The sequence below is a fragment of the Mesorhizobium sp. WSM4906 genome, from assembly GCF_029674625.1.
In the GTDB taxonomy this organism is placed as follows: Bacteria; Pseudomonadota; Alphaproteobacteria; order Rhizobiales; family Rhizobiaceae; genus Mesorhizobium.
The window spans coordinates 3,108,468-3,128,896 of record NZ_CP121355.1; the positions used below are offsets into that span (position 1 = coordinate 3,108,468).

General features: G+C 64.0%; 16 protein-coding genes and 1 pseudogene. 7 read left to right on the plus strand and 10 right to left on the minus strand.

The window, feature by feature from the left end:
* The first annotated feature begins 628 nt into the window (after positions 1–628).
* The gene (locus QAZ22_RS14905; RefSeq protein ID WP_278207529.1) at positions 629–1,606 is read left to right on the plus strand and encodes a hypothetical protein; all 978 of its coding nucleotides are present in this window, start codon (positions 629–631) and stop codon (positions 1,604–1,606) included.
* Positions 1,607–2,301: 695 nt separating this feature from the next.
* On the opposite strand, the gene QAZ22_RS14910 is transcribed toward QAZ22_RS14905, so the two are convergent.
* The gene (locus tag QAZ22_RS14910) at positions 2,302–3,183 is read right to left on the minus strand and encodes a LysR family transcriptional regulator (RefSeq protein WP_278207530.1); all 882 of its coding nucleotides are present in this window, start codon (positions 3,181–3,183) and stop codon (positions 2,302–2,304) included.
* Between the two features lie 110 nt (positions 3,184–3,293).
* Between QAZ22_RS14910 and QAZ22_RS14915 the strand changes: the two genes are divergently transcribed.
* From QAZ22_RS14915 to QAZ22_RS14935, 5 genes are all read left to right on the plus strand, one after another.
* Entirely contained in the window at positions 3,294–4,034 is a 741-nt protein-coding gene (locus QAZ22_RS14915) for an SDR family oxidoreductase (protein ID WP_278207531.1), read from the plus strand.
* A gap of 41 nt (positions 4,035–4,075) precedes the next feature.
* Positions 4,076–4,966, plus strand: coding sequence for an SDR family oxidoreductase (locus tag QAZ22_RS14920; protein ID WP_278207532.1), 891 nt, complete (start codon positions 4,076–4,078; stop codon positions 4,964–4,966).
* A 16-nt stretch (positions 4,967–4,982) separates the two neighbouring features.
* Positions 4,983–5,846 (plus strand): NmrA family NAD(P)-binding protein, encoded by an 864-nt coding sequence (locus QAZ22_RS14925; RefSeq protein WP_278207533.1) that lies wholly within the window; start codon positions 4,983–4,985, stop codon positions 5,844–5,846.
* A gap of 17 nt (positions 5,847–5,863) precedes the next feature.
* Positions 5,864–6,637 carry an SDR family NAD(P)-dependent oxidoreductase gene (locus QAZ22_RS14930; RefSeq protein ID WP_278207535.1) on the plus strand — a complete coding sequence of 258 codons (774 nt, stop codon included), beginning with the start codon at positions 5,864–5,866 and terminating at the stop codon, positions 6,635–6,637.
* Positions 6,638–7,456: 819 nt separating this feature from the next.
* Positions 7,457–8,992, plus strand: a complete 1,536-nt coding sequence (locus tag QAZ22_RS14935) for a winged helix-turn-helix domain-containing protein (RefSeq protein ID WP_278207536.1) — start codon at positions 7,457–7,459, stop codon at positions 8,990–8,992.
* Here QAZ22_RS14935 and QAZ22_RS14940 read toward each other — a convergent pair.
* The 7 genes and pseudogenes from QAZ22_RS14940 to QAZ22_RS14970 form a co-directional block, all read right to left on the minus strand.
* Entirely contained in the window at positions 8,968–9,294 is a 327-nt protein-coding gene (locus QAZ22_RS14940; RefSeq protein ID WP_278207537.1) for a hypothetical protein, read from the minus strand. The genes QAZ22_RS14935 and QAZ22_RS14940 overlap by 25 nt on opposite strands.
* 35 nt (positions 9,295–9,329) lie before the next feature.
* Positions 9,330–9,743 carry a hypothetical protein gene (locus QAZ22_RS14945; protein WP_278207538.1) on the minus strand — a complete coding sequence of 138 codons (414 nt, stop codon included), beginning with the start codon at positions 9,741–9,743 and terminating at the stop codon, positions 9,330–9,332.
* A gap of 72 nt (positions 9,744–9,815) precedes the next feature.
* Entirely contained in the window at positions 9,816–12,920 is a 3,105-nt protein-coding gene (locus tag QAZ22_RS14950; protein ID WP_278207539.1) for an efflux RND transporter permease subunit, read from the minus strand.
* A gap of 116 nt (positions 12,921–13,036) precedes the next feature.
* Positions 13,037–14,611: an FAD-dependent monooxygenase gene (locus QAZ22_RS14955; RefSeq protein WP_278207540.1), complete on the minus strand. Its 1,575-nt coding sequence runs from the start codon at positions 14,609–14,611 to the stop codon at positions 13,037–13,039.
* Complete coding sequence (locus QAZ22_RS14960) at positions 14,608–15,747, minus strand: efflux RND transporter periplasmic adaptor subunit (protein ID WP_278207541.1); 1,140 nt, start codon at positions 15,745–15,747, stop codon at positions 14,608–14,610. Before QAZ22_RS14960 ends, QAZ22_RS14955 begins: the two co-directional genes overlap by 4 nt.
* Positions 15,748–16,229: 482 nt before the next feature.
* Positions 16,230–16,409: pseudogene (locus QAZ22_RS14965) on the minus strand (integrase); the annotation flags it as partial.
* A 60-nt stretch (positions 16,410–16,469) separates the two neighbouring features.
* Positions 16,470–17,510, minus strand: coding sequence for an EscU/YscU/HrcU family type III secretion system export apparatus switch protein (locus QAZ22_RS14970; protein ID WP_278207543.1), 1,041 nt, complete (start codon positions 17,508–17,510; stop codon positions 16,470–16,472).
* A gap of 85 nt (positions 17,511–17,595) precedes the next feature.
* On the opposite strand from QAZ22_RS14970, the gene QAZ22_RS14975 reads away from it, so the two are divergent.
* Positions 17,596–18,399, plus strand: a complete 804-nt coding sequence (locus QAZ22_RS14975; protein ID WP_278207545.1) for a tetratricopeptide repeat protein — start codon at positions 17,596–17,598, stop codon at positions 18,397–18,399.
* Between the two features lie 185 nt (positions 18,400–18,584).
* On the opposite strand, the gene QAZ22_RS14980 is transcribed toward QAZ22_RS14975, so the two are convergent.
* Both QAZ22_RS14980 and QAZ22_RS14985 read right to left on the minus strand, forming a co-directional pair.
* The gene (locus QAZ22_RS14980) at positions 18,585–19,034 is read right to left on the minus strand and encodes a hypothetical protein (RefSeq protein ID WP_278207547.1); all 450 of its coding nucleotides are present in this window, start codon (positions 19,032–19,034) and stop codon (positions 18,585–18,587) included.
* A gap of 12 nt (positions 19,035–19,046) precedes the next feature.
* Positions 19,047–20,402, minus strand: coding sequence for a type II and III secretion system protein family protein (locus QAZ22_RS14985; protein ID WP_278207548.1), 1,356 nt, complete (start codon positions 20,400–20,402; stop codon positions 19,047–19,049).
* Positions 20,403–20,429: the final 27 nt, after the last annotated feature.

A 20,429-nucleotide genomic window follows, 5' to 3' on the forward strand; every position in this document is an offset into this window, starting at 1 on the left:
GCCGCAGGATTGACCAAGTCCCGCAAGCCCTGCGACGCGCGGGCGGGTCTTGCTGCAAGAAGAAGAAAAAAGACGTCGACATCGGAAACGAGGGCGAGCGCTCATGCCCGCCCGGCTATGTGGTCCTGAAGGAGAAGAACAAATACGGCGCGTTCTGCGAACCGAAGGAAGGATTTCCCGCTCAGGCTGACCAAGGTGGCGCAGTCCCTGCGCCCGCCGCGCTTCAAAACGTTTGCTGCAAGCCAGGCGAAGGAGGCCCCCTACGTTTGTTCCAGCGACAGCACTCCACCTGAGGCGGAGGCATCGATTCGGTCTTCATTGCAGAAGCTATTTCCAGAGGGCCACGTCACCTGCGCCCCCGAGAGAGCCCAAGGAGGTATCCCTCCAGGCTTCTAAGGCTGTCGGACGCTCGGCAAGCAACTGGCCGCCGCGGTCTCGGCAACCCCTTGGTCGAACGGAGAATTCCAATGTCACTCTCGAAAATCGCTCCGCCGCTTCTGCCTGTGCTGCTTGGTATCGCTGTCGTCGCCGCCCGCGGAAGCGGGTGCTTCGGAGGGGCCATTCAGCGCCCGGTGCTGCAAGCCGCTAGCGATCTTGCTGCTTTGTCTCTTTGGGAAAGGGTAGGGTGATGTGGGATTTCTCGGTCAGCAAATCCGTGGCGATCATGCTCAGGACATGGCCGTTCATCCTTTTCCGCATGGTCGTCTATTTCGCCATGACGCTCGCCTACATCTCTGCGGCGGGCACAGGCGCTGGCATCGGCTGGGGCGTCGGCCACATCTTCGCCGACGGCGGGCCAGAAGGAACGGCCTTCTATGGCGGCATCATCGGTTTCGCGCTGGTTTCCATCGCGATCTACTGGATCCGCGAATACATCCTCTATGTGCTGAAGGCTGGCCACATCGCTGTCATGGTGCACCTGATGGACGGCCGCGACGTGCCGGGCGGCCAGGGACAGATCGCCTATGCGAAAGCGGTCGTCCGGCAGCGCTTCCCCGAGGCCAACTTCCTTTTCGTCGTCGACCAGTTGGTGAAGGGGGCGATCCGCGCCGTCACAGGTCTGCTCGGCGGCATCGCCGCCTTCCTGCCGGGGTTGGACGGGCTGGTGCGCTTCGCCAATACAGTAATCCGCATCTCGCTGACCTATGTCGACGAAATCATCCTTGGCTACAACATCCGCATCGACTCGTCCTCGCCCTTCGAGACCGCCCGCCAAGGCGTTGTGCTCTACGCCCAGAACGGCACGAAGATGTTGAAAAACGCGGTGTGGCTGGCGCTGATCCTGTGGGGCGTCACCTTCGTCATCTTCCTGCTCATGCTGGCGCCCGCGGGTGCGGTCGTCTATCTCATGCCGGGCCAGTTCAGCGGCTGGAGCTTTGTGCTGGCCATCGTCCTCGCCTGGGCGCTCAAGGCGGCTTTTGTGGAGCCCTTCGCCATCGCCTCGCTGATGCAGGTCTATTTGAAGACGATCGAGGGCCAAGTGCCGAACCCGGAATGGGACCACAGGCTCTCCGAAGCGTCGCGCCAGTTCCGCGAGTTGAAGAACAAGGCGATGTCGTCTTTCGGCGAAAGGCCGGCAGGGGCAGCGCCGCAGCCGAGCATATGAAAGGGGATCGACGTCTTGCTGGCATCTGTCGGCGGCATCGCCTTCGGCCACGATCTTCTGTCGCAGGGCCCGCAAGGACAAAGATCGCGAGACGCTACCATCATGCGGATCATCGGCGGCGTTCTCTGCTAGCGCTCGGGTAATCTCAGTTGAGGTCATTGGCTGGGGCCTAGCCCGCTTCGCGTACTTGCCTTCGACAGGCAGGAGTAGACCGAGGTACTTCCTCGTCCCCATGCATTGATCGCAGCCGACCCCTCTTCATCCGAGGAAGAGAGTGCCCGTCGCAGGCGACTGACCGGCGAGACCACAAGGTCACCAGCAGCTCGAATACAATCGGATCTAGCCGGAACGGCTGCTTTCTGACGAATCCGTCCGAAAGCAGCCCGCCAAGTGCCGGCCCCTGAGCGGTAGTGTCCTGCGACGTTTCTTTCTCGGCCAATCAAGGCCGAGGAGAACTCACATGGGCCATTCTCAATTTGATGATGCTAGTCGCGAGCGCGCAGCTTGGAATGCCGGAAAGACGGTGGGAACCAAACGGCCGCTCACCCAGAAACAGATGTGGGCAATTCGCTTTCCTCGCCAAACTGGAGGCTCAAAAACACGTCGCCGTCTCCACAGACCGCAGCTGAGCACCGCGAGTGTGCGGCGCCCCACATGGGCGCCGCAGGTCTGTCTGAGAGTCAGCGAATAGCAAGTTAGACGAACCGACCGACAACCCAATCGATGAACAGGCGGACGCGCGGGGAGAGCTGCCGACTGCGGGGGTAGAGGACAGAGACCTGCCCGCTGGAGAGGGGGTAGTCGTGCAGTACGCGCTCCAGCCGCCCGGATTCAAGGTATGGCTCAACGTGGAAGAGGGGCATTTGGGCCAAGCCGAGCCCAAGCAGGACGCCATCGAGGAAGCTCTCTGTGCCGGTGACGGTTAGGGGGGCGGGAAGTTCGATTGCGGTCGTACCGTCCCGGCGCTCGAACTCGAACGGGGCCAGCGTGCCGGTGGTGATGGATCGCAGGCCGACCATCTGGTGGCCGGCCAGTTCATCGAGTGAGCCAGGCCGCCCGAAACGGTCCAGATAGGCCGGCGAAGCGCAAGTGATGCGCGGCAGTTGCGCGATCGTTCGTGTGACCAGGTCGCTGTCGGGCGACGCGCCGTATCGCAGCACGCAATCGACGCCCTCGCGCACGACATCGACCCAGCGGTCGCTTTCGCTCATCGCGATCTCGATGCCGGGATAGCGGGCCATGAAGTCCGGGATGCCAGGCATGACGAAGTGGCGGGCAAGGGTGCCCTGTACCTCGACACGAAGCATGCCCCTGGGAACTGCGCCCCTGAACGCGCCCTCGGCGTCCTCGATGTCGTCGAGGATGGCGAGGCAACGCCGATAATAGGCTTCGCCGTCCAGCGTTGGTCGCACGGTCCTGGTCGTGCGCTGCAGGAGCCGGACACCTAGGCGTTCCTCAAGCTGACGGATCACCTGGGTGGCGGTCGACCGCGGGATGCTGAGGTCGTGCGCGGCATCCGTGAAGCTGCGGCGTTCAACCACGCGCGTGAACAAGCGCATTGCGCCCAGGCGGTCCATTGTTTGTTCTGTCAGAACAGTGTTGCTGTTTTGAGGTAGATTATCTCGTTCTCTCGGAATGGCAAATAGCACTCATCGCTCAACGACGAGCGTCCAAACGGAGAACTGAAATGAATACGGACAACACCAAAGTCGCGATCGTCACCGGCGCTTCGCGCGGGATCGGTGCGGCGATCGCGACGCGCCTCGCCAAGGATGGCTTCACCGTCGTGATCAACTATGCCGGCAGCGCCGGAGAGGCCGACGCCCTGATCGAGGCCATCGAGGCCAAGGGCGGACATGCGATCTCGGCGCAGGCCGATGTCAGCGATCCGACCGCGGTCGCCCGCATGTTCGACGCGGCCCAGGCGGCATTCGGCGGCATCGACGTGCTGGTGAACAACGCCGGCATCATGAAGCTGGCGACGGTCGCCGACAGTGACGACGCGCTCTTCGATCGGCAGGTCGCGATCAATCTGAAGGGGACCTTCAACACCCTGCGCGAGGCCGCAAAGCGCCTTCGCGAGGGCGGCCGGATCGTCAACCTGTCGTCCAGCGTCGTGGGTCTCCACCAGCCGACCTATGCGGCCTATGCCGCGACGAAGGCGGGCGTCGAGGCCATGACGCATGTGCTCTCGAAGGAGCTGCGCGGCCGCAACATCACGGTCAACGCCATCGCCCCGGGGCCGACGGCCACGGCGCTGTTCCTCGACGGCAAGCCGCAGGCCGTCATCGATCAGCTCACCAAGCTCGCGCCGCTGGAGCGGCTGGGGCAGCCGGAAGACATCGCCGCGGCGGTCGCGTTCCTCGCCGGCCCGGACGGCGGCTGGATCAACGGCCAGGTGCTGCGCGCCAACGGCGGAATCATCTGATCCCGCGCTCAACTCAACCCCGACAAGGAAAGGAATTCGTCATGACCAAGAAGATCGTTCTCATCACCGGCGCGTCGAGCGGCTTCGGCCGGCTGACCGCCGAGTCGCTCGCCCGTGCCGGGTATACCGTCTACGCCTCGATGCGCGATGTTGCCGGCAAGAACGCTAAGAATGCCGCCGACATGGTCGCCATGCCGCACACCGACATTCGCCCGATCGAGCTCGACGTGCAGTCGGAGGACTCGGCCAACGCCGCCGTCGCGAAGATCATCGCCGAAAGCGGCCGGATCGACGTGCTGGTCCACAACGCCGGCCACATGATGTACGGCCCGGCCGAGAGCTTCACGCCCGATCAGTTCGCCCAGCAATACGACGTCAATGTGCTCGGCACTCAGCGCGTCAACCGCGCGGTCCTGCCGCACATGCGCAAGGCCAGGAGCGGCCTCCTGGTTTGGGTGTCGAGCTCGAGCGTCGCCGGCGGCACGCCGCCTTACCTCTCGCCCTATTTTGCGGCGAAGGCGGCCATGGACACGCTCGCCGTCCAGTATGCCCGCGAGCTGGCCCGCTTCGGCATCGAGACTTCGATCATCGTGCCGGGCGCCTTCACCAAAGGCACCAATCATTTCGCCAACGCCGGCAGCCCCGCCGACAAGGACCGTCTCGCCGAGTACGAGAATGACGGCCCCTACAAGGGGTTCGGCGAGCGGGTGCAGAAGGCCTTCGCCAATATCGTGCCCGACAACGCCGACGTGCAAGGCGTGGCCGATGCGATCGTCGACATCGTCGACACGCCGTTCGGCAAGCGCCCGTTCCGGGTCACCTATGACCCGACCCAGGATGGGGCCGATGTGAGCTTCGCGGTCATCGACCGTATCCGCGCCGAGATGCTGCATCGGGTCGGTCTGTCCGATCTGCTGCACCCCGCGGCCTGAGACGGGAGACAAGACGATGTTTGTAGTGACTGGAATTACAGGCCAGGTCGGCGGTGCGGTGGCAGAGCAATTGCTCGCCACCGGCCAGCCGGTTCGAGCGGTCGTTCGTGACGCTCAGCGCGGAGCAGCCTGGGCGGAGCGCGGGTGCAATATCGCGATCGTGCCCAACGCGTCGGACGCCGCCGCGCTCGGAGCCGCCCTGGAGGGCGCCAAGGGCGTGTTCCTCATGAATCCGCCGAACTACGATCGCGAGCCGGGCTTTCCGGACACAAGCCGGGTCGCTGCGGCCTTTGCGGAGGCGCTGGAGAGAAGCCGGCCGGGTCGAGCGGTCTTTCTGTCGACCGTCGGCGCGCAGATCGAGCGTTTCAACCTGCTCAACGATGGCGGGATCGTCGAACAGGCCTTGCGCGGCGTCCCGGTTCCGGTGGCCTTCCTGCGACCGGCCTGGTTTCTCGAAAATGCGGCTTGGGACGTGCCGGACGCTCGTAAGGGGCGCATCCATAGCTTCCTTCAGCCCTTGGATCACGGCATCGACATGGTTGCGGTGCGCGACATCGGCGCCGTGGCGGCGGACCTGCTGGGCCAGACATGGCAGGGCGCTCGGACCGTCGAGCTGCGCGGTCCCGGCAAGGTCAGCGCGCAGGATATTGCGGACGCCTTCAGCCGAGCCCTCGGCACGGACGTCGCCATCGATGCTGTCCCGCGCGACACCTGGGAAGCGCGATTCCGGAACGAGGGGATGAAGCATTCCGAAGGGCGGATGGCGATGCTCGACGGGTTCAACAACGACTGGATCGTGTTCGAGGGCGGCTCCGCAGAGCAGCGCACCGGGATGACCTCGCTCGACGATGTGGTCCGCGCGCTCGTCGAGCGGCGCTGACGGAAAGGAGAAGTAAGATGGCAAGAGTCTTCATCACCGGATCTTCAGAGGGCCTCGGCCTGATGGCGGGTCAGCTCCTTGTGGAGCAAGGCCATCAGGTGGTCCTTCACGCGCGCAATGCGCAACGCGCCGATGTCGCTCTCAGAGGGCTCCCCGGTGCGGAAGCGGTCCTCCAGGGCGACGTCGCGACAATCGCGGGCACGCGCGCGCTCGCTGAGAGCGCCAACAGGCTGGGCCGGTTCGACGCCGTGATCCACAATGTCGGGATCGGCTACCGGGAGCCGCGACGGGTCGAGACGGAGGATGGCCTGCCGCACGTCTTCGCGATCAACGTAATGGCGCCCTATCTCCTGACTGCGCTGATGGAGCGTCCATCCCGTCTCGTCTATCTGAGTTCCGGCATGCACCACCATGCCAGCGCCAATCTGGACGATATGCTTTGGACGCAGCGTCGTTGGGATGGGTCCACGGCCTATGCGGAGAGTAAGTTGCTCGACGTCCTACTCGCCTTCGCGGTCGCTCGCCGGTGGCCGGACGTGGTGTCGAATGCGCTCGAACCGGGCTGGGTGCCGACCCGAATGGGTGGGCCGGGCGCGCCGGACGACATGGACAAGGCGCATCGAACGCAAGCGTGGCTCGCCGTCAGCGACGATGCCGCTGCGCGCGCCACCGGTGAATATTTCTATCATCAGCGCCACCGCGTCGCGAACCCCGAGGCCTCCGACGTCGCTCTTCAAGATCGCCTTCTGCGGAGATGCGGAGAGTTGTCGGGTGTCGATTTCCCGGCCTGACGCGCGGGTTTCGCTGCGATCAGCTTGGGACAGCCCGACGGGTTGCGGTGGGTTGCTTCGGCGAGCCAATTAGCAAGCTTTTTGAAGGGAAGCTTGGATGCGGCGTCGTGTTCGACGGAGATTTCTCTCCGTCGTAGAGCCGACTAAGATGGACGCTGACGGTACTTTATCCGGCTCTCGTGCGTCATTCATCGACAGGGAAAACACAGTTCTAATGTCGATAGTTGGCGATAGACCGCGATTGGTGGTTCGGACCAATTCCTGAGCAAAATCGGTAGCGTCGTTTTCTGACGGGCTCGAAGACGGTACTAATTGCGCTGAAAAATATTTTCATACGGAAAATCAGATGGTTAGCTTGGCCCCGAATAATCGAGTGGGAGTAGAGGAACGGCGACAATAGCGTAATTTCGGCAGCGATTTTCGCTGCCGAGCGCGTTGCCTTCCTGTCCATATCTGGCTCCTAGTTCGGCTAACGATCTCCATCTCTGATCCGGCAGACGCGATCTGCGCCCACATCCCGGATCAAGTAAAGTGCTTTCGAATGGCGGGAGCACTATGGCGTAGAACGGGTGCGTAAAGGCGTGTCCGCTTTGCGCCTCAGTTTCAGCCATTCGAAGTAGCCAGTCGCCCCCCAAAACCGGACGTTTATAGCTTCATTGTCGCGTTTGGGGCTGAAGTCTTGTGGCTGCAGGCTTCCGGTCGATGAGCGCCGGCACCCAATTTGATTGGAATTGCGGACTGGGCGATAATGCCAATGCGCACCTGCATCGGGTGGAAATCGATGGGCAGTGACTACCGCGTGCAGCAAAGGGTGGCCCGATGACGACGGCGACGGCCGATCAGGTCTTTCGGTTTGGCGGGTTCACGCTCGACCTTGCCATGGGTACGCTGCGCGGCGTCGGCGAGCCGCTGTTCCTGCGACCGAAAGCCTATGCGTTGCTTTCCCATCTCGCGCGCAACATGGGCCGTGTCGTGCCCAAATCAGAACTGATGGACGTCGTCTGGCCGGGCGTCTACGTCACGGAGGATTCGCTGACCCAGTCGGTGCGCGAAATCCGCAAGGTTCTGGGCGACGACATGGTCCGCACCGTCTCCAAGCGCGGTTATATGCTGGCCGCGGAGGCCGAGGCGGCGCCCGAGATCAGCACCCAGCCGATCGTAGCCGTGGTGCGCTTCCGCAATGAGAGCGGCGACCCGGCCGACGAGGCGATGGTCGACGGCTTCGCCGAGGACCTGATCAACGGCGTCGCGCGCTTCGGCACGGTCACGGTGCTGGCACGCAATTCCAGCTTCTCCTTCACATCGTTCGGCCGCGCCGAGTGGCCGCAGATCCGCGCCCGCATCGGCGCCGACTATCTCGTCGAAGGCTCGCTGCGCCGCCAGGGCGAGCATGTCGTGGTCGCCGTCAGCCTGGTCGACATCGCCACCGCCAGCCAGCTCTGGGGCGACCGTTTTCAGTCGCAGGGGGAAGGGCTGTTCGCGATAGAGCGCGAGATCGTCGAGCAGATCGTCAGCCGGCTGGTCACGCGCGTCGCCAATGCCGGGCTGGAGCAGGCATCACGCAAGCCGGTCACCAGCCTTGCCGCCTATGAGCTTCTGCTGCGCGGCTTTGCCATGCTGCGCGATCCCGCCCAGACCGACCAGCGAGGCGCCGAAGCCCTGTTCGAGGCGGCGATCGCGAAGGATCCGAACTACGGGCTGGCCTATACCTATCTCGCTCTCGTGCGGTCCTTGGACGGGGAATTCGGGCGCGCGAGCGACGCGGTTCTGGAAAGTGCGCGCGACCTTGCCGACAAGGGCCTGGCGCTGTCGCCGGACCAGCCGACGGGACATCGCGTGCAGTCGCTGATCCGCCTCTATATGCGCGACCACGAGGCAGCCGAGCATCACATGCGCATCGCGCTGCAGCTGAATCCTTACGATGCCGATAGCATCGAGCAGATGGGCATGCTGCTCACCATGCGCGGGCGGCCGCTGGAGGCGCTGACCTGGCTGGCGCGCGGCATCCGCATCGATCCCTTGCACCCGCACTGGTACCAGTTCGACCGCGCGCTGGCGCTCTATATGATGGGGGAATACCGGCAGGCGGCCGACGCGCTGGAATTGGCGACGCGGCCGGCCCCGTGGATCCGCACGCGGCTGGCGGCCTGCTATGCCCAGATGGGCGAGATGGAGAAGGCGAAGCGGCAGATCGCCCTCATCGAGGAGGGCGATCCGTTCTCGCCGCTCGATTATGCGTTGCGCGGCGTGCCGTTCGAGAACCGGGCCGATGCCGAGCATCTCGCCGAAGGCGTCAGGCTTGCCCTCGGCGAGACTATATCCGGGGCCGATCAATCGGCCACGACCACGATGTAGCGGCCCTGATAGGCACGATAGTAGGTGCCGCCGCAGCGCCAGACGTCGAAGCCGTTGACCTTCTTGCGGACGCAGCCGGCAGGCAGCGTGGCGACCCAGGCGGTGGTGTGCCGCAGCACGCGCCAGGTGGTCGTGCGGCGGGCGACGCCGGCGGCGCTGCGCGGCGTCCAAGGCGCGCCGATGCGGGCCTCAGCGGCGCTGACCAGCGACAGCGCCGGCACGGCGCTGCTGACGATCTCGACGGTGGTGAGTGCCAAGGCAAGCAGGGCTGCCGCGGAGCGGTATTTCTCCAAGGATTTCATGGACACTTCCGTTTCTCCAGATGTTGGGTTGAAGTCTAGTGGGAGGATGCAGCGGAAAGCCGGGCCGAACCCGCCAGTGCCGCCAGGTGAGCAACCACGAACAGAAAGTGCGCCGCGGTTGTGACGTAGCCGACGACGAGCACGTCGGCGGCGATGAAGAACTGCCAGAACAGCAGATTTGCCGTTCCGAGCAGTACATGCACGGCAGCCAGCACGGCGTGCCAGTTGCGGGAGTAGGCGATGCGCCAGAGCGCCACGCCAACGATCAGCGCAAGCCCGTGCGCCTCGATGAAGCCGATGCCGGTGCCGGGCGCATCGCCGAGCAGGATCGCTTCCGGGCCGCGCCCGAAGAAGGAGCCGGCGATATCGGTGAAGAGCCCGCCCGCCGAGGCCAGCATCAGGAAGCCGGCGTTGAAGCGAACAAGCAGATTTCCGTAGAAGGGGGGCATAGCCGTTTCCTTTCAGGTTGGGGGTTGCCACGGCGGTGCTGCCGCCGTGACAACTCGGGTTGGGTAGTAGGCTCAGGCCGCTATTGCCTCCGGTTCGGCAGCGACTGTCGCCTGGTCGGCCGCAGCGATGGTCTCAGCCGGCGCCTTGATGCCGAACCAGGTGACGTAGAGCGTCGGCAGGAAGACCAGCGTCAGCACGGTGGCCACCATCAGCCCGCCCATCACGGCGTAAGCCATCGGTCCCCAGAACACCGTCGGTGCGATCGGGATCATGCCGAGGATGGCTGCCGCCGCCGTAAGCAGGATGGGCCGCAGCCGATGCGTGGTGGCGCTGATCACCGCGGCCCAAGGCTCTTCGCCGGAGGCAATGTGCTGGTCGATCTGCGCGATCAGGATGACCGAGTTGCGGATCACCATGCCGATCAGCGACATCACGCCGAGGATCGCGACGAAGCCCATCGGTGCGCCGGAGATGAGCAGCGCGCCGGCGACGCCGATGATGGCTAGCGGAGCGGTGAGCAGCACCAGCACCAGGCGCTGGAAGCTCATCAGCTGGATCATCAGCACCGTCGCCATGATGAACAGCATCAGCGGGAAGACCACGAAGATGCTGGCCTGCGCCTTGGCGCTGTCCTCGATCACGCCGCCCTGTTCGACGCTGTAGCGCGCCGGCAACTCCGCCTTGAAGGTGGCGATCGCCTTCTCCAGCCGCTTCGAGACGACGGTGGCGTTCTCGCCGGGCGCGACGTCGGCCTGGACGGTCACGGTCGGCAGCCGGCCGCGGCGCCAGATCAGCGGCGGCTCGGTCTGGTAGCTGAGCTTCGCCACCTGTTCGAGGGGCACACGCCGTCCACCCGAAGCGCTGATCGTCAGGCCGCGCAGCGTGTCGATGCTGGCGCGTTCCGAATCCACGGCGCGGGCGACGATGTCGACAAGGTAGGTGTCGTCGCGCATCTGCGTGATCGTCGAGCCCGACAGCACTGCGTTGATCGTCTCCGAAAGCTGCTGCGAGGAGATGCCCAGCGCACGCGCCCGGTCCTGGTCGACCTCGACCTTGATGACCTTGGCCGGCTCGTTCCAGTCGTAGTTGATGTTGCGTACCGCTGCGTCGCTGCCGAGCACTTGCGCGAACTGCTGCGCGAGGCTCCGCGTCTTGTCCGGGTCCGGACCCGAGACGCGGAACTTCAGCGGCCAGCCGACCGGCGGGCCAAGCTCCAGCGGCGTGACGCGGGCCATGACATCGTCGAAGCCGGTCGAAAGCTCCTTCTCCAGGCGGTCGATGACCGCTTGGCGCACGGCGTGGCCCTTGGTGACCACCACCGCCTGGGCGAAGAAGTCGTTGGCGAGCTGTGCGTCGAGCGGCAAGTAGAAGCGCACCGCGCCCTGGCCGACATAGAAGCTCCAATGGTCGATGTCGGGATCGGAAGCGAGCAGCTTCTCGACGCGCTCCACCACGGCATCCGTCGCCTTGATCGAAGCGGTGCGCGGCAACGTGAGGTCGAGCATGACCTCAGGCCGGTCGGACTTCGGGAAGAACTCCTGGCCGACGAAGCCCATCGCCACGACCGAAAGCGCGAACAGCCCGGCGGTCGCCGACAGCACAAGCCATTTTGCCCGCATCGCCATTTCAAGCATCGCCTGAAAGCCGCGGGCGATGCGCGACGGCTGATGGCTGCCGCCATGGCCCTTGATGCGGTCGGGCAAAAGGAAGACGCCGGTGAGCGGGGTGAACAGCACCGCCACCACCCAGGAGACGACGAGCGCGATGGCGACCACCGCGAACAGCGAGAAGCAGTATTCGCCGGCGCCGCTCTTGGCGAAGCCGACCGGCACGAAGCCGGCGATCGTCACCACCGTGCCGGTCAGCATCGGGAAGGCGGTCGACGTATAGGCATAGGTGGCGGCCGAGATCTTGTCGTAGCCTTCCTCCATGCGAGCAATCATCATCTCGACCGCGATCATGGCGTCGTCGACCAGGAGGCCGAGCGCGATGATCAGCGCGCCGAGCGAGATGCGCTGCAAGGAGATGCCGAAATACTCCATGGTGACGAAGGTGATCGCCAGAACCAGCGGGATGGCGACCGCCACGACGACGCCGGGACGCCAGCCGAGGGCCAGGAGTGAGACGGCAAGCACGATGGCGATCGCTTCGCCGAGGCTCTTGGTGAACTCGCCGACGGATTCTTCGACGACATGCGACTGGTCCGCGACCAGACCGAGCTCGACGCCGAGCGGCAGCTCGGCTTCCATCTCATGCTTCTTCTCCTTGACGTTCTCGCCCAGCGCCAGCGCGTCGCCGCCCGCCGTCATCGACACCGCGATGCCGACGGCAGGCTTGCCGTTGAAGCGGAACATCGGCTGCGGCGGGTCGGAATAGGCGCGCTTGACGTCAGCGACGTCGCCCAGGCGGAAGTAATGGCCGTTGGCGTAGAAGTTGATCGCCTTCAGGCTCTCTTCCGAGGTGAAGGAACCCGAAACGCGAATGGCTATGCGCTCCGGGCCTGCGTCGACGGTGCCGCTTGGCGTCAGCGCGTTCTGCGCCTGCAGCGCCTGCGTCAGCATGCCGACATCGAGGCCGAGGGCCGCGACCTTCTGCGTGGAGAATTCGAGATAGATTTTCTCGTCCTGCTGGCCGATCAGGTCGACCTTGGCGACGTCCTTCACGGTGAGCAGGCCGGCGCGCAGGCTGCTGGCCATATCCTTCAGTTCGCGATGGCTGAGGCTGTCGGAGGTGAGCGCGTAGATCAGCGAATAGGTGTCGCCGAACTCGTCGTTGAAGAACGGACCCTGCACGCCGGATGGCAGTGTCGGCTTGATGTCGTTGAGCTTCTTGCGCACCTGGTACCAGAGCGGCTGCACCTGATCGTCGGCAACCGTGTCCTTCAGGTTGACGAAGACCACGGATTCGCCGGGCTTGGTGTAGCTCTTGACGTAGTCGAGGTCGGGCAGCTCCTCGAGCTTCTTCTCGATGCGGTCGGTGATCTGCTCGACCGTCTCGCTGGTGCTGGCGCCCGGCCACAGCGTCTTCACCACCATAGTCTTGATGGTGAAGGGCGGGTCCTCCTCGCGGCCGAGGCCGCGATAGGCATAGAGGCCGGCAAGGGCGGCCGCGATCATCAGGTAGACGATGAAGCTGCGGTGGCGCAGCGCCCATTCGGAAAGATTGAAGCTGGTCATGACAAATCCCTCTCAGCGCGCGCGAAGGCGCGTTCCGCCGGCTTCCGCCGGCTGGCCAAAACAAATGACGGTTGGGTTCAACTCAGCGCCCGCTATTTGGCGGGCGCTGTCGTTGGTCAGGCCAGGCTGTGCATGGTGCCGGGCACGCGGTACGGCGCGCGCTCCGCCGTCCTCGGCCTGATGGCGAGACCGGCGAGATAGCGCTGGAAGCCGGCCGCCTCCTGTACAGGCGAGGCCAGCGCGACATGGCCGTCCGGTCTCACCAGATAGGCGGCGTCGCGCTCCAGGCCGGCTTTCCCCGCGCTCTCCGACCAGCCGAAGGCATGAACCGGAATGCCGGTCGACGCCAACATCGCCCGGAACTCGGCGTTCACCTCGCCATAGACATGCACCTGCCAGTCGAGCGAGCGCAGCGGCTCGAAATTGTCGCTGCCTAGTGTCGGCACATAGGGCAGGCGGTCGCCCCCGCTCACCTTGCCGGCCGTGCCCGAACTGATCGGGCTGGCCCGGTACTGGATCGCCGCCTGCGAGATGAGCCCGAAGAAGGCGCGCGAGCCGATCGAGGTGTGCAGTGCGATGTTCAGGATCTTCGGCATCGCATAGCGCCGGAACAGGCCGATGAGCAGTGAGCGGCTGGTGATGAAACGAAAAGCCGTATCCGTGCTCTCGATCAACTTGTGAGCAAAGGCGATACGCTCCGGCTCGTAGCTGTCGAGCAAGCGGGCATCGGCCCGGCCTTGCACGACGGCGGCCAGCTTCCAGGCGAGGTTCACCGCGTCGCCCATGCCGGTGTTCATGCCCTGGCCGCCGGCCGGGCTGTGGATGTGACCGGCATCGCCGCAGAGGAAGACGCGGCCGACGCGAAAATTCTCGGCGACACGGTGGTGGACGCGGTAGGTCGAGAACCAATTGACCTCGTCCACGGTGACGCCGGTGTCGCGCTCGACATCGGCGCGGATCGCCTCGAAGCTGATGGTCTCGTCCGCCTCATGCGCCTTCGGCACGATGCCGATCAGCCGGATCGAGCCCGACTGCCTCACCGGCATGACGATGGCGAAACCATAGATGCTGATCGTCGTGTCCATGCCATTGCGGGTGATCTCGCCCCGGCCTTTCACGTCGGCGACATAGAAGGATTGCTCATAGGCGCCGCCGGGAAAGCCGATGTTCAGCTCGTGTCGCACCGTGCTGTGGGCACCGTCGCAACCGGCGAGGTAATCGGCGACGACGGTTTCGGTCTTGCCCTGTTTGCTCAGTGTCGCAATGACGGCGTGGCCCTTGTCCTGGAAAGCGACTAGCTCGATGCCGCGCTCGACCTCGACGCCGGCGCGTTCCAGATGCGTGATCAGCACGCGTTCGTGGATGTCCTGGGGTAGCGCGAAGGCGAAGGAATAGGGGCTGATGCCGCGGCCGAAATCCGACAGCGGCAACCGCGCTGCGACTCCAGCCGGCGTGTGCACGGTGAGCTGCTCGATCTTCACGCCCGCGGCAAGCACGTCATCGACGATGCCGATCTGGCGGTGGAACTCCAACGTGCGCGCCTGGACGGCCAGCGCCCTGGAGGTTTCGCCGGGAGCGGCGGCCTTGTCGAAAATGCGCACCGGGACGCCGAGCTTGGTCAGCCAGAGCGCGAGCGTCAGCCCGGTCGGGCCGGCGCCGGCGATGAGGACCTTGGTGTTAGCAATGGTCATTTTTCTTCTCCCTCAACGATACGGACTTTTTCGTGTTCCCGCAGCCGGTTTACGCCGGCGGTGACGACCCGGTCGCCCCTGGCGAGCCCGTCGCTGACGACGACGCGGTCGGTCTCGTAGCGGGCAACGGTGACGGGTTTGAGCTCGACGGCCGACGCGGCGCTGACGACCCAGACGGCCGGCTGGCCGTCCTTATCGAACAGCGCCCTGCCCGGCAGCAACACCACCGGCGCGCTGGCGATCTCGGCCCGGCCGGCGACACTTGCGCCGAAGCGCATCTCGTCCGGCGCATTCTCGAGCGAGACCTTGACCTGGAAAGTGCGGGTGGCGGCATCGGCCATCGGCGCGATTTCGCGCACCGGGCCGATCGCGGTGACCGCCGGGTTGCTGAGCAGAGAGACCGTCACCCTCGGCGGATGCCGCGTATCGGGCGTGTTGGCAAAGGCGGCTTCCGCGATCGAGAACACCGCGTCGCGGCTCTTCGGGTCGGCGACGCGCGCCACCATTTGGCCGACATTGACGGACTGGCCGGCTTCGGCGCCGGTGGCGGTAACTATGCCGTCGAACTCAGCCCGAAGCTCGGTGTAACCGAGTTGGTCCTTGGCCATGGCGAAGGCGATGTTCGCCGATTTCAGCTTCGCTTCGGCCGAGCGCAAATTCTTCAGCGTCGCATCGTGGTTGGCGCGGGTGGTGAACCCCCTGGCGAGCAGGGCGCCGATGCGTGCCTCGGCAGCCCTGGCTTCGACCAGCACCGCCTCGGCCGCTGCAACGTCGGCGTCGGCGCTGGCAAGCTGGTTGCGATAATCCTGGTCGTCGATGCGGGCCAGGACCTCGCCCTTCTTCACCATCGCGCCGATCTCGCCGATGCGCTGGATGAGCTTGCCGGAAACGCGAAAGCCGAGATCGCTCTCCAGCCGCGGCTTGATCTCACCGATCGCGACGCGAATCTCGGCGTTGCTGGTCGGCGAGACCGCGACAGCCTTGACGAGCTTCGTCTCGGGAGTCGCCGGCGCCGCGTTCGATGCCTCGCTTCTCGCACCATGCCAGACTATGGCGGCGCCGCAGGCCAGGGCGGCGATCGAGCCGGCGACGAGGCGGCGCCTGAGCGGCTTGTTATCAAAGAGTGCGGCAATCATGTTGTCTCCATGCGCAAGGGTGCGGCCGCGCTTGGGAGGACGCGGCAGGCTGAAAATCGTGCCGGCTGCGGGAGAAAACGGTGTTTCGGCTCTCTCATGCGCCGGCCAGAACGTTTTGCGATTTCGGCGGCGCGAAATCCCGAACGGTTTCTGAAGATTTTCCGATGTTTTGCCGATGACGAGTTCGGAGCGCTATTGAGGTGAAGGCTGTCGGCTATTTAGCCAGATCATCCCTCAAGCCGACGTTCCTCTTTCGGCCCCAAAGCGGTCGCGCTAACGCCCTTGGTCAACATGTATTCATAGCCCTTTTGGAGGATAGGAAAGAGCCACCGACCGCATTGAAAACTACTCCTCTTCCTGATCCTTAGGTTCGCCCGACCATACGAGATTATACGAAGGATATGGGTTGGCTAACCATCCTGTAAGCCATTGATTTTCTTTGGCAGTCTCACACCCTCAGCGCCTACCATTGTCGTTATTTATCAATGCTTTATGGGGCGGTTCGCCACGAGGCTGCGCGTAACCAGACGCACGACTCGGTCCATCCCCTGGACCGCCAGTCGAACCTGCGATGCCTCGCGCGAATAGAGTTCGGCATGATCGATGTCGTCGTGACCGAGCAAGTCCATGGGCAGCCTGGTCGAGGCCCCGGCTTCCGCCAGATAGACCTCAAGCGACAGCTCAAGACTGAGTCGACAGTGCGTTTGCAAGCGATCTCGGCCTCACGTGAGGCCGAGCCGGACGAGATGGCGAACGACCGGCGAAAACATCTGCTGGCCGATATAGGATCCCATGTTCGTGTTCTCGAAGAGCACTTCGGCGAGGGCGCTGTCCTCGACCACCGGAATAGCGGCCTGCCGCGCTTGAGCAGCCATCTCGTTGGCAGCGCGGCCCTGACCTTTGCCGACGACCGTCGGCACCGGCGTTTCGCCCCTGATGTAACGCAACGCTACGGCCCGGTCACCGGATATGAAGACGATGACCGCATTTTTTACGCCCAGCTTCGCCGGCCGTATCACCGCTTCGCGCCGCTGCCGCTGCTGTTCATGGCGAATCAAGGGATCGCCTTCGAGGTCCTTGTGCTCGCGCTTGTATTCGGTTGTCGTCATGCGCATGTCGCGAAGAAACAGCCAGCGTTGAATAGGGACATCGATCACGCCGATGACGACAAAAGCCAGGCCGGCGGCGATTCCCAGAGGCGTCAGGACTGCCTTGATCACCGGCTCCAGACATGACGGACCGCAACCCGGCGCATCGAAAAGCGGCTGCAGCCATGTGGTCAGGACCACGACGAACAGGCATGCCAGCAGCACCAGCTTCATGAGGCCCTTGGCAAACTCGATGACGTTGCGGAGCGACAGGATCTTCTGCAGGCCCCTGGCCGGATTTATGTGGTCGAACTGCGGTTTGAGCGGCTCGAACGAGAAGACCGGCCCGAACGTCCCAAGCATGCCGAAGGCCGCAGTGAGAACGACAACGATGCCGACCAGCGGCAGCGTGGCAAGCATCAGCAGCGAGAATGAATGCCGGACAGCGCGCAGGCTGACATCGCCAAACGAACCGCCAGGCACGGTTACGGTCTGCACGAGTTCCGAAAGGTGCCTGAAGAGCATCGGCCAAGAAAAATAAAGATACGCGAGCGCTGCGAAGAAAGTGAAGCCCGAGATAAGGTCGCGGCTCTGGGGAACCTGGCCTTTGCGGCGGGCGTCGCGCAGCTTCTTGTCGGATGCCGGTAGTTTCTTTTCCTCAGCTTCTTCGGCCATGTTGCAATCTTACCGCACTGTTGTGGTTCCAGTCTGCCTATGGGCTGTGTAAGGTGGCGCCGGGCTTGAATACGGAGAGGTGGATATGCGGTTGCATGTCGTATTCTTGCCTGTGGCCATCGCGCTGGCGCTGTCCGCTTGCCAGACGGCCAAAACCGGCTCGATCAACGCGAAAGCCCAAGGCCCGTCCTCGCAGTCGGATCGGCTGATCAAGCTTGCCGACGATATCGACGCGCGCGGGGAAAGTGATACCGCGATCGCGCTCTACCAGCGTGCGGCAACGATGCCGGACGCCAAGGCGGGCGCGTTCGTCAAGGCGGGCGATGCCTATATGCGGGCCGGATACCCGGCTGACGCGGCCAAGGCCTATCAGGCCGCGCTCGCGAAAGCTCCCAATGACGGGAAGGCGATGCTCGGCCTTGGCTCGGCTATGATAGAGGCGGGCGACATCGACGCCGGCATGCGCGCGCTCACCCAGGCAGCGCCTCTGGTCAACACCAGTGGCGCCTATAACCGTTTGGGCGTGGCGCAGACATTCGCCGGCCAGATCACCGAAGCGCAGGCGACTTTCGCCCAGGCGTTGAAACTTGCGCCCGGCGACCTCGACGTCCAGACCAACATGGCGTTGGCGGCGGCCCTTGAAGACAATTCCGCGGCGGCATTGCCTTTGGTGCAGAAGATTGCGGCTGCACCCAATGCGCAATTGCACCAGAAGCGCAATGTCGTGATGGTCTATGGACTTCTTGGCCAGCCCGATCAGGTCAAGGCCTCGCCGCCTATCGGTCTGACGACCAAGGAGGTGGCCACCTTGCTGGCGCGCGCCAGAACCATCCGGTCGAAGGGCAGCACGCAGGCCAAGGCCAAAGCGCTCGGCTCCATCCTGGGCTAGAGCAATTCCAGAAAAAGCGCGAAGCGGTTTTCCGTCCGGAACTGCATTAAAACAACGAGATAAAGCAGTTCGCCGATTCCGTGAAACTGCGAACTGTTCTAGCGCGTGGCAGCGCAGAACCAAGACCGATCTCGCGTCAAGCTTGACGCGAGGAGCGGCGCTGCGGGCGCGGAGTTGGCATAGGCTCACTCGACTGGCTGCGTCGTTTGCGTCGTCGCCGGCGCTGTATTGGCTCCGCCAATCGGAGCCTCCTCGCCATCGAGGTAACGACGGGCCGCGCGCGCCGTCGGCGACGCCGGCGCCGCCCCCATGCGCTGGCCTTCGACAAGGTCGCGTTGGCTTTCTGCCATGCGCTGAAGATTGTAGGCATTGGAGCAGCCGGACGGCAGGTGGGAGCCGACACCGGAGACGATCGTCAAATCGGTCCTAGCGGCTGGATTGTCATCATCAGCCGGTTCGGCCAGGCATGCGTTGGGAGCAAGGACCGAGCCGCTGACGCCTTTCTCGGAGCCGCCGGTGTCGGTCGAGACATAGCTGTAGCCGGGTGAATAATCCTGCCGATGTTGCGGACTGTTCATGCAGCCTGCCAAAAACAGCGCGGGAACAACGAAGCAGAAAGCGATGCGCAATGTCATGGTCGTTTCCCGCTATTTGATGATCAGACCGGTCGCCGACGCGTCGTTGGCGTGCTTGCGACTGAGACGCTTGGCAGCCGGACGGTCGAGCGGCGTGGCGAGGCTGTCGCGCACCGGCGCCACCAGATAGGGAGTGATCAGGATGACCAATTCGGTCTCTTCATGCTGGAACCGCTGCGATTGAAAAAGGGGTCCAAGCACGGGCACGTCGCCGAGAACCGGAAATTTTTCCAGGTTGCGAGAGGTCCGCTGCTGGAAAAGGCCAGCGATCGCAAAGGTCTGACCGCTTGCCACCTCCACCGTAGTGTCCGCTCTTCGCACCACGAAGCTCGGCATGGCAAAGCCGTTGGCGCTTACGGAGCCGGAATCCGACAAAGAGCTGACCTCCGGCTGGACGTGCAGCGCGATGCGATTGCGGCCGATGAGCGTCGGGGTGAAACCGAGCGATACGCCGAAGGGTTTGTACTGGATGGTTGTGACGTCGGATCCCTGCGCGATAGGCACGGGAATCTCCCCACCAGCCAGAAAGTTCGCCGTCTGTCCGGTAACGGCAGTCAGGTTCGGCTCGGCCAGTATCTTGACCACGCCGTTGCGTTGCAGGGCCTCGATGAGGACGTCGAAATTGAGGCCGTGCGCCTGGTTGAGGCTCAGACCAAAATTCCCATCGCCGCCCGAGGGCACGCCATTGTCCTGGAACATGTTGAATTCGAAGCCACCGCTCTTGTACCCGACGGACCAGTCGACACCATACGACTGCAACTCCGTGCGCGAGACTTCGGCGAAGCGGACCCGGATGTTGACCTGCTGCGAGCCCTGCACGGTCATGTTGTTCAGTGGCGGCTGTTCCGGCGGCGAGAACGTTCTTGCGACGTTGTCCAGATCTTTCGCCTCGTCGACGCCTCGGGCTTCGCCCGTGATGGCGATGCGGGTTCCGAAAATGTGCAGATTTGTTGCCGAATTCGGTTGCATTGCATGCTTGGCCTCGGCGGCGGGCGTGATATCGGGCGTGACGCGGAATTGAGCGGTTGCCTCGATCCGCTCGTCGGCCGTGATCGCAATAAGGTTGGTCAGGCCGGGTTTGAGGCCAAAGACATAGACCAAACTTGGCGACACGATCTGGAGGTCCGCGATCGTGGTGTCCGCGACCAGGACGGATTCGACCGGCTCATTGAACCGCAGCAAGCGTCCTTGCCCGACCGGCAGATCGAGGCTTGGCTTGCTCGGCAGGGGCGAAGCATTCTGCGCCGCCGCGCCGCCGATCGTGAACAACAAAGCCAGCAAAACACCAACCGTCGCGATAGCGAGCCAGCGCATATCCGTCCGCCCGGCGGCGGATCGAACGCCTGCTGCGGTATCGTGGATTGTCATCCCGTTCCTCTCCTGATTCCCCAGATA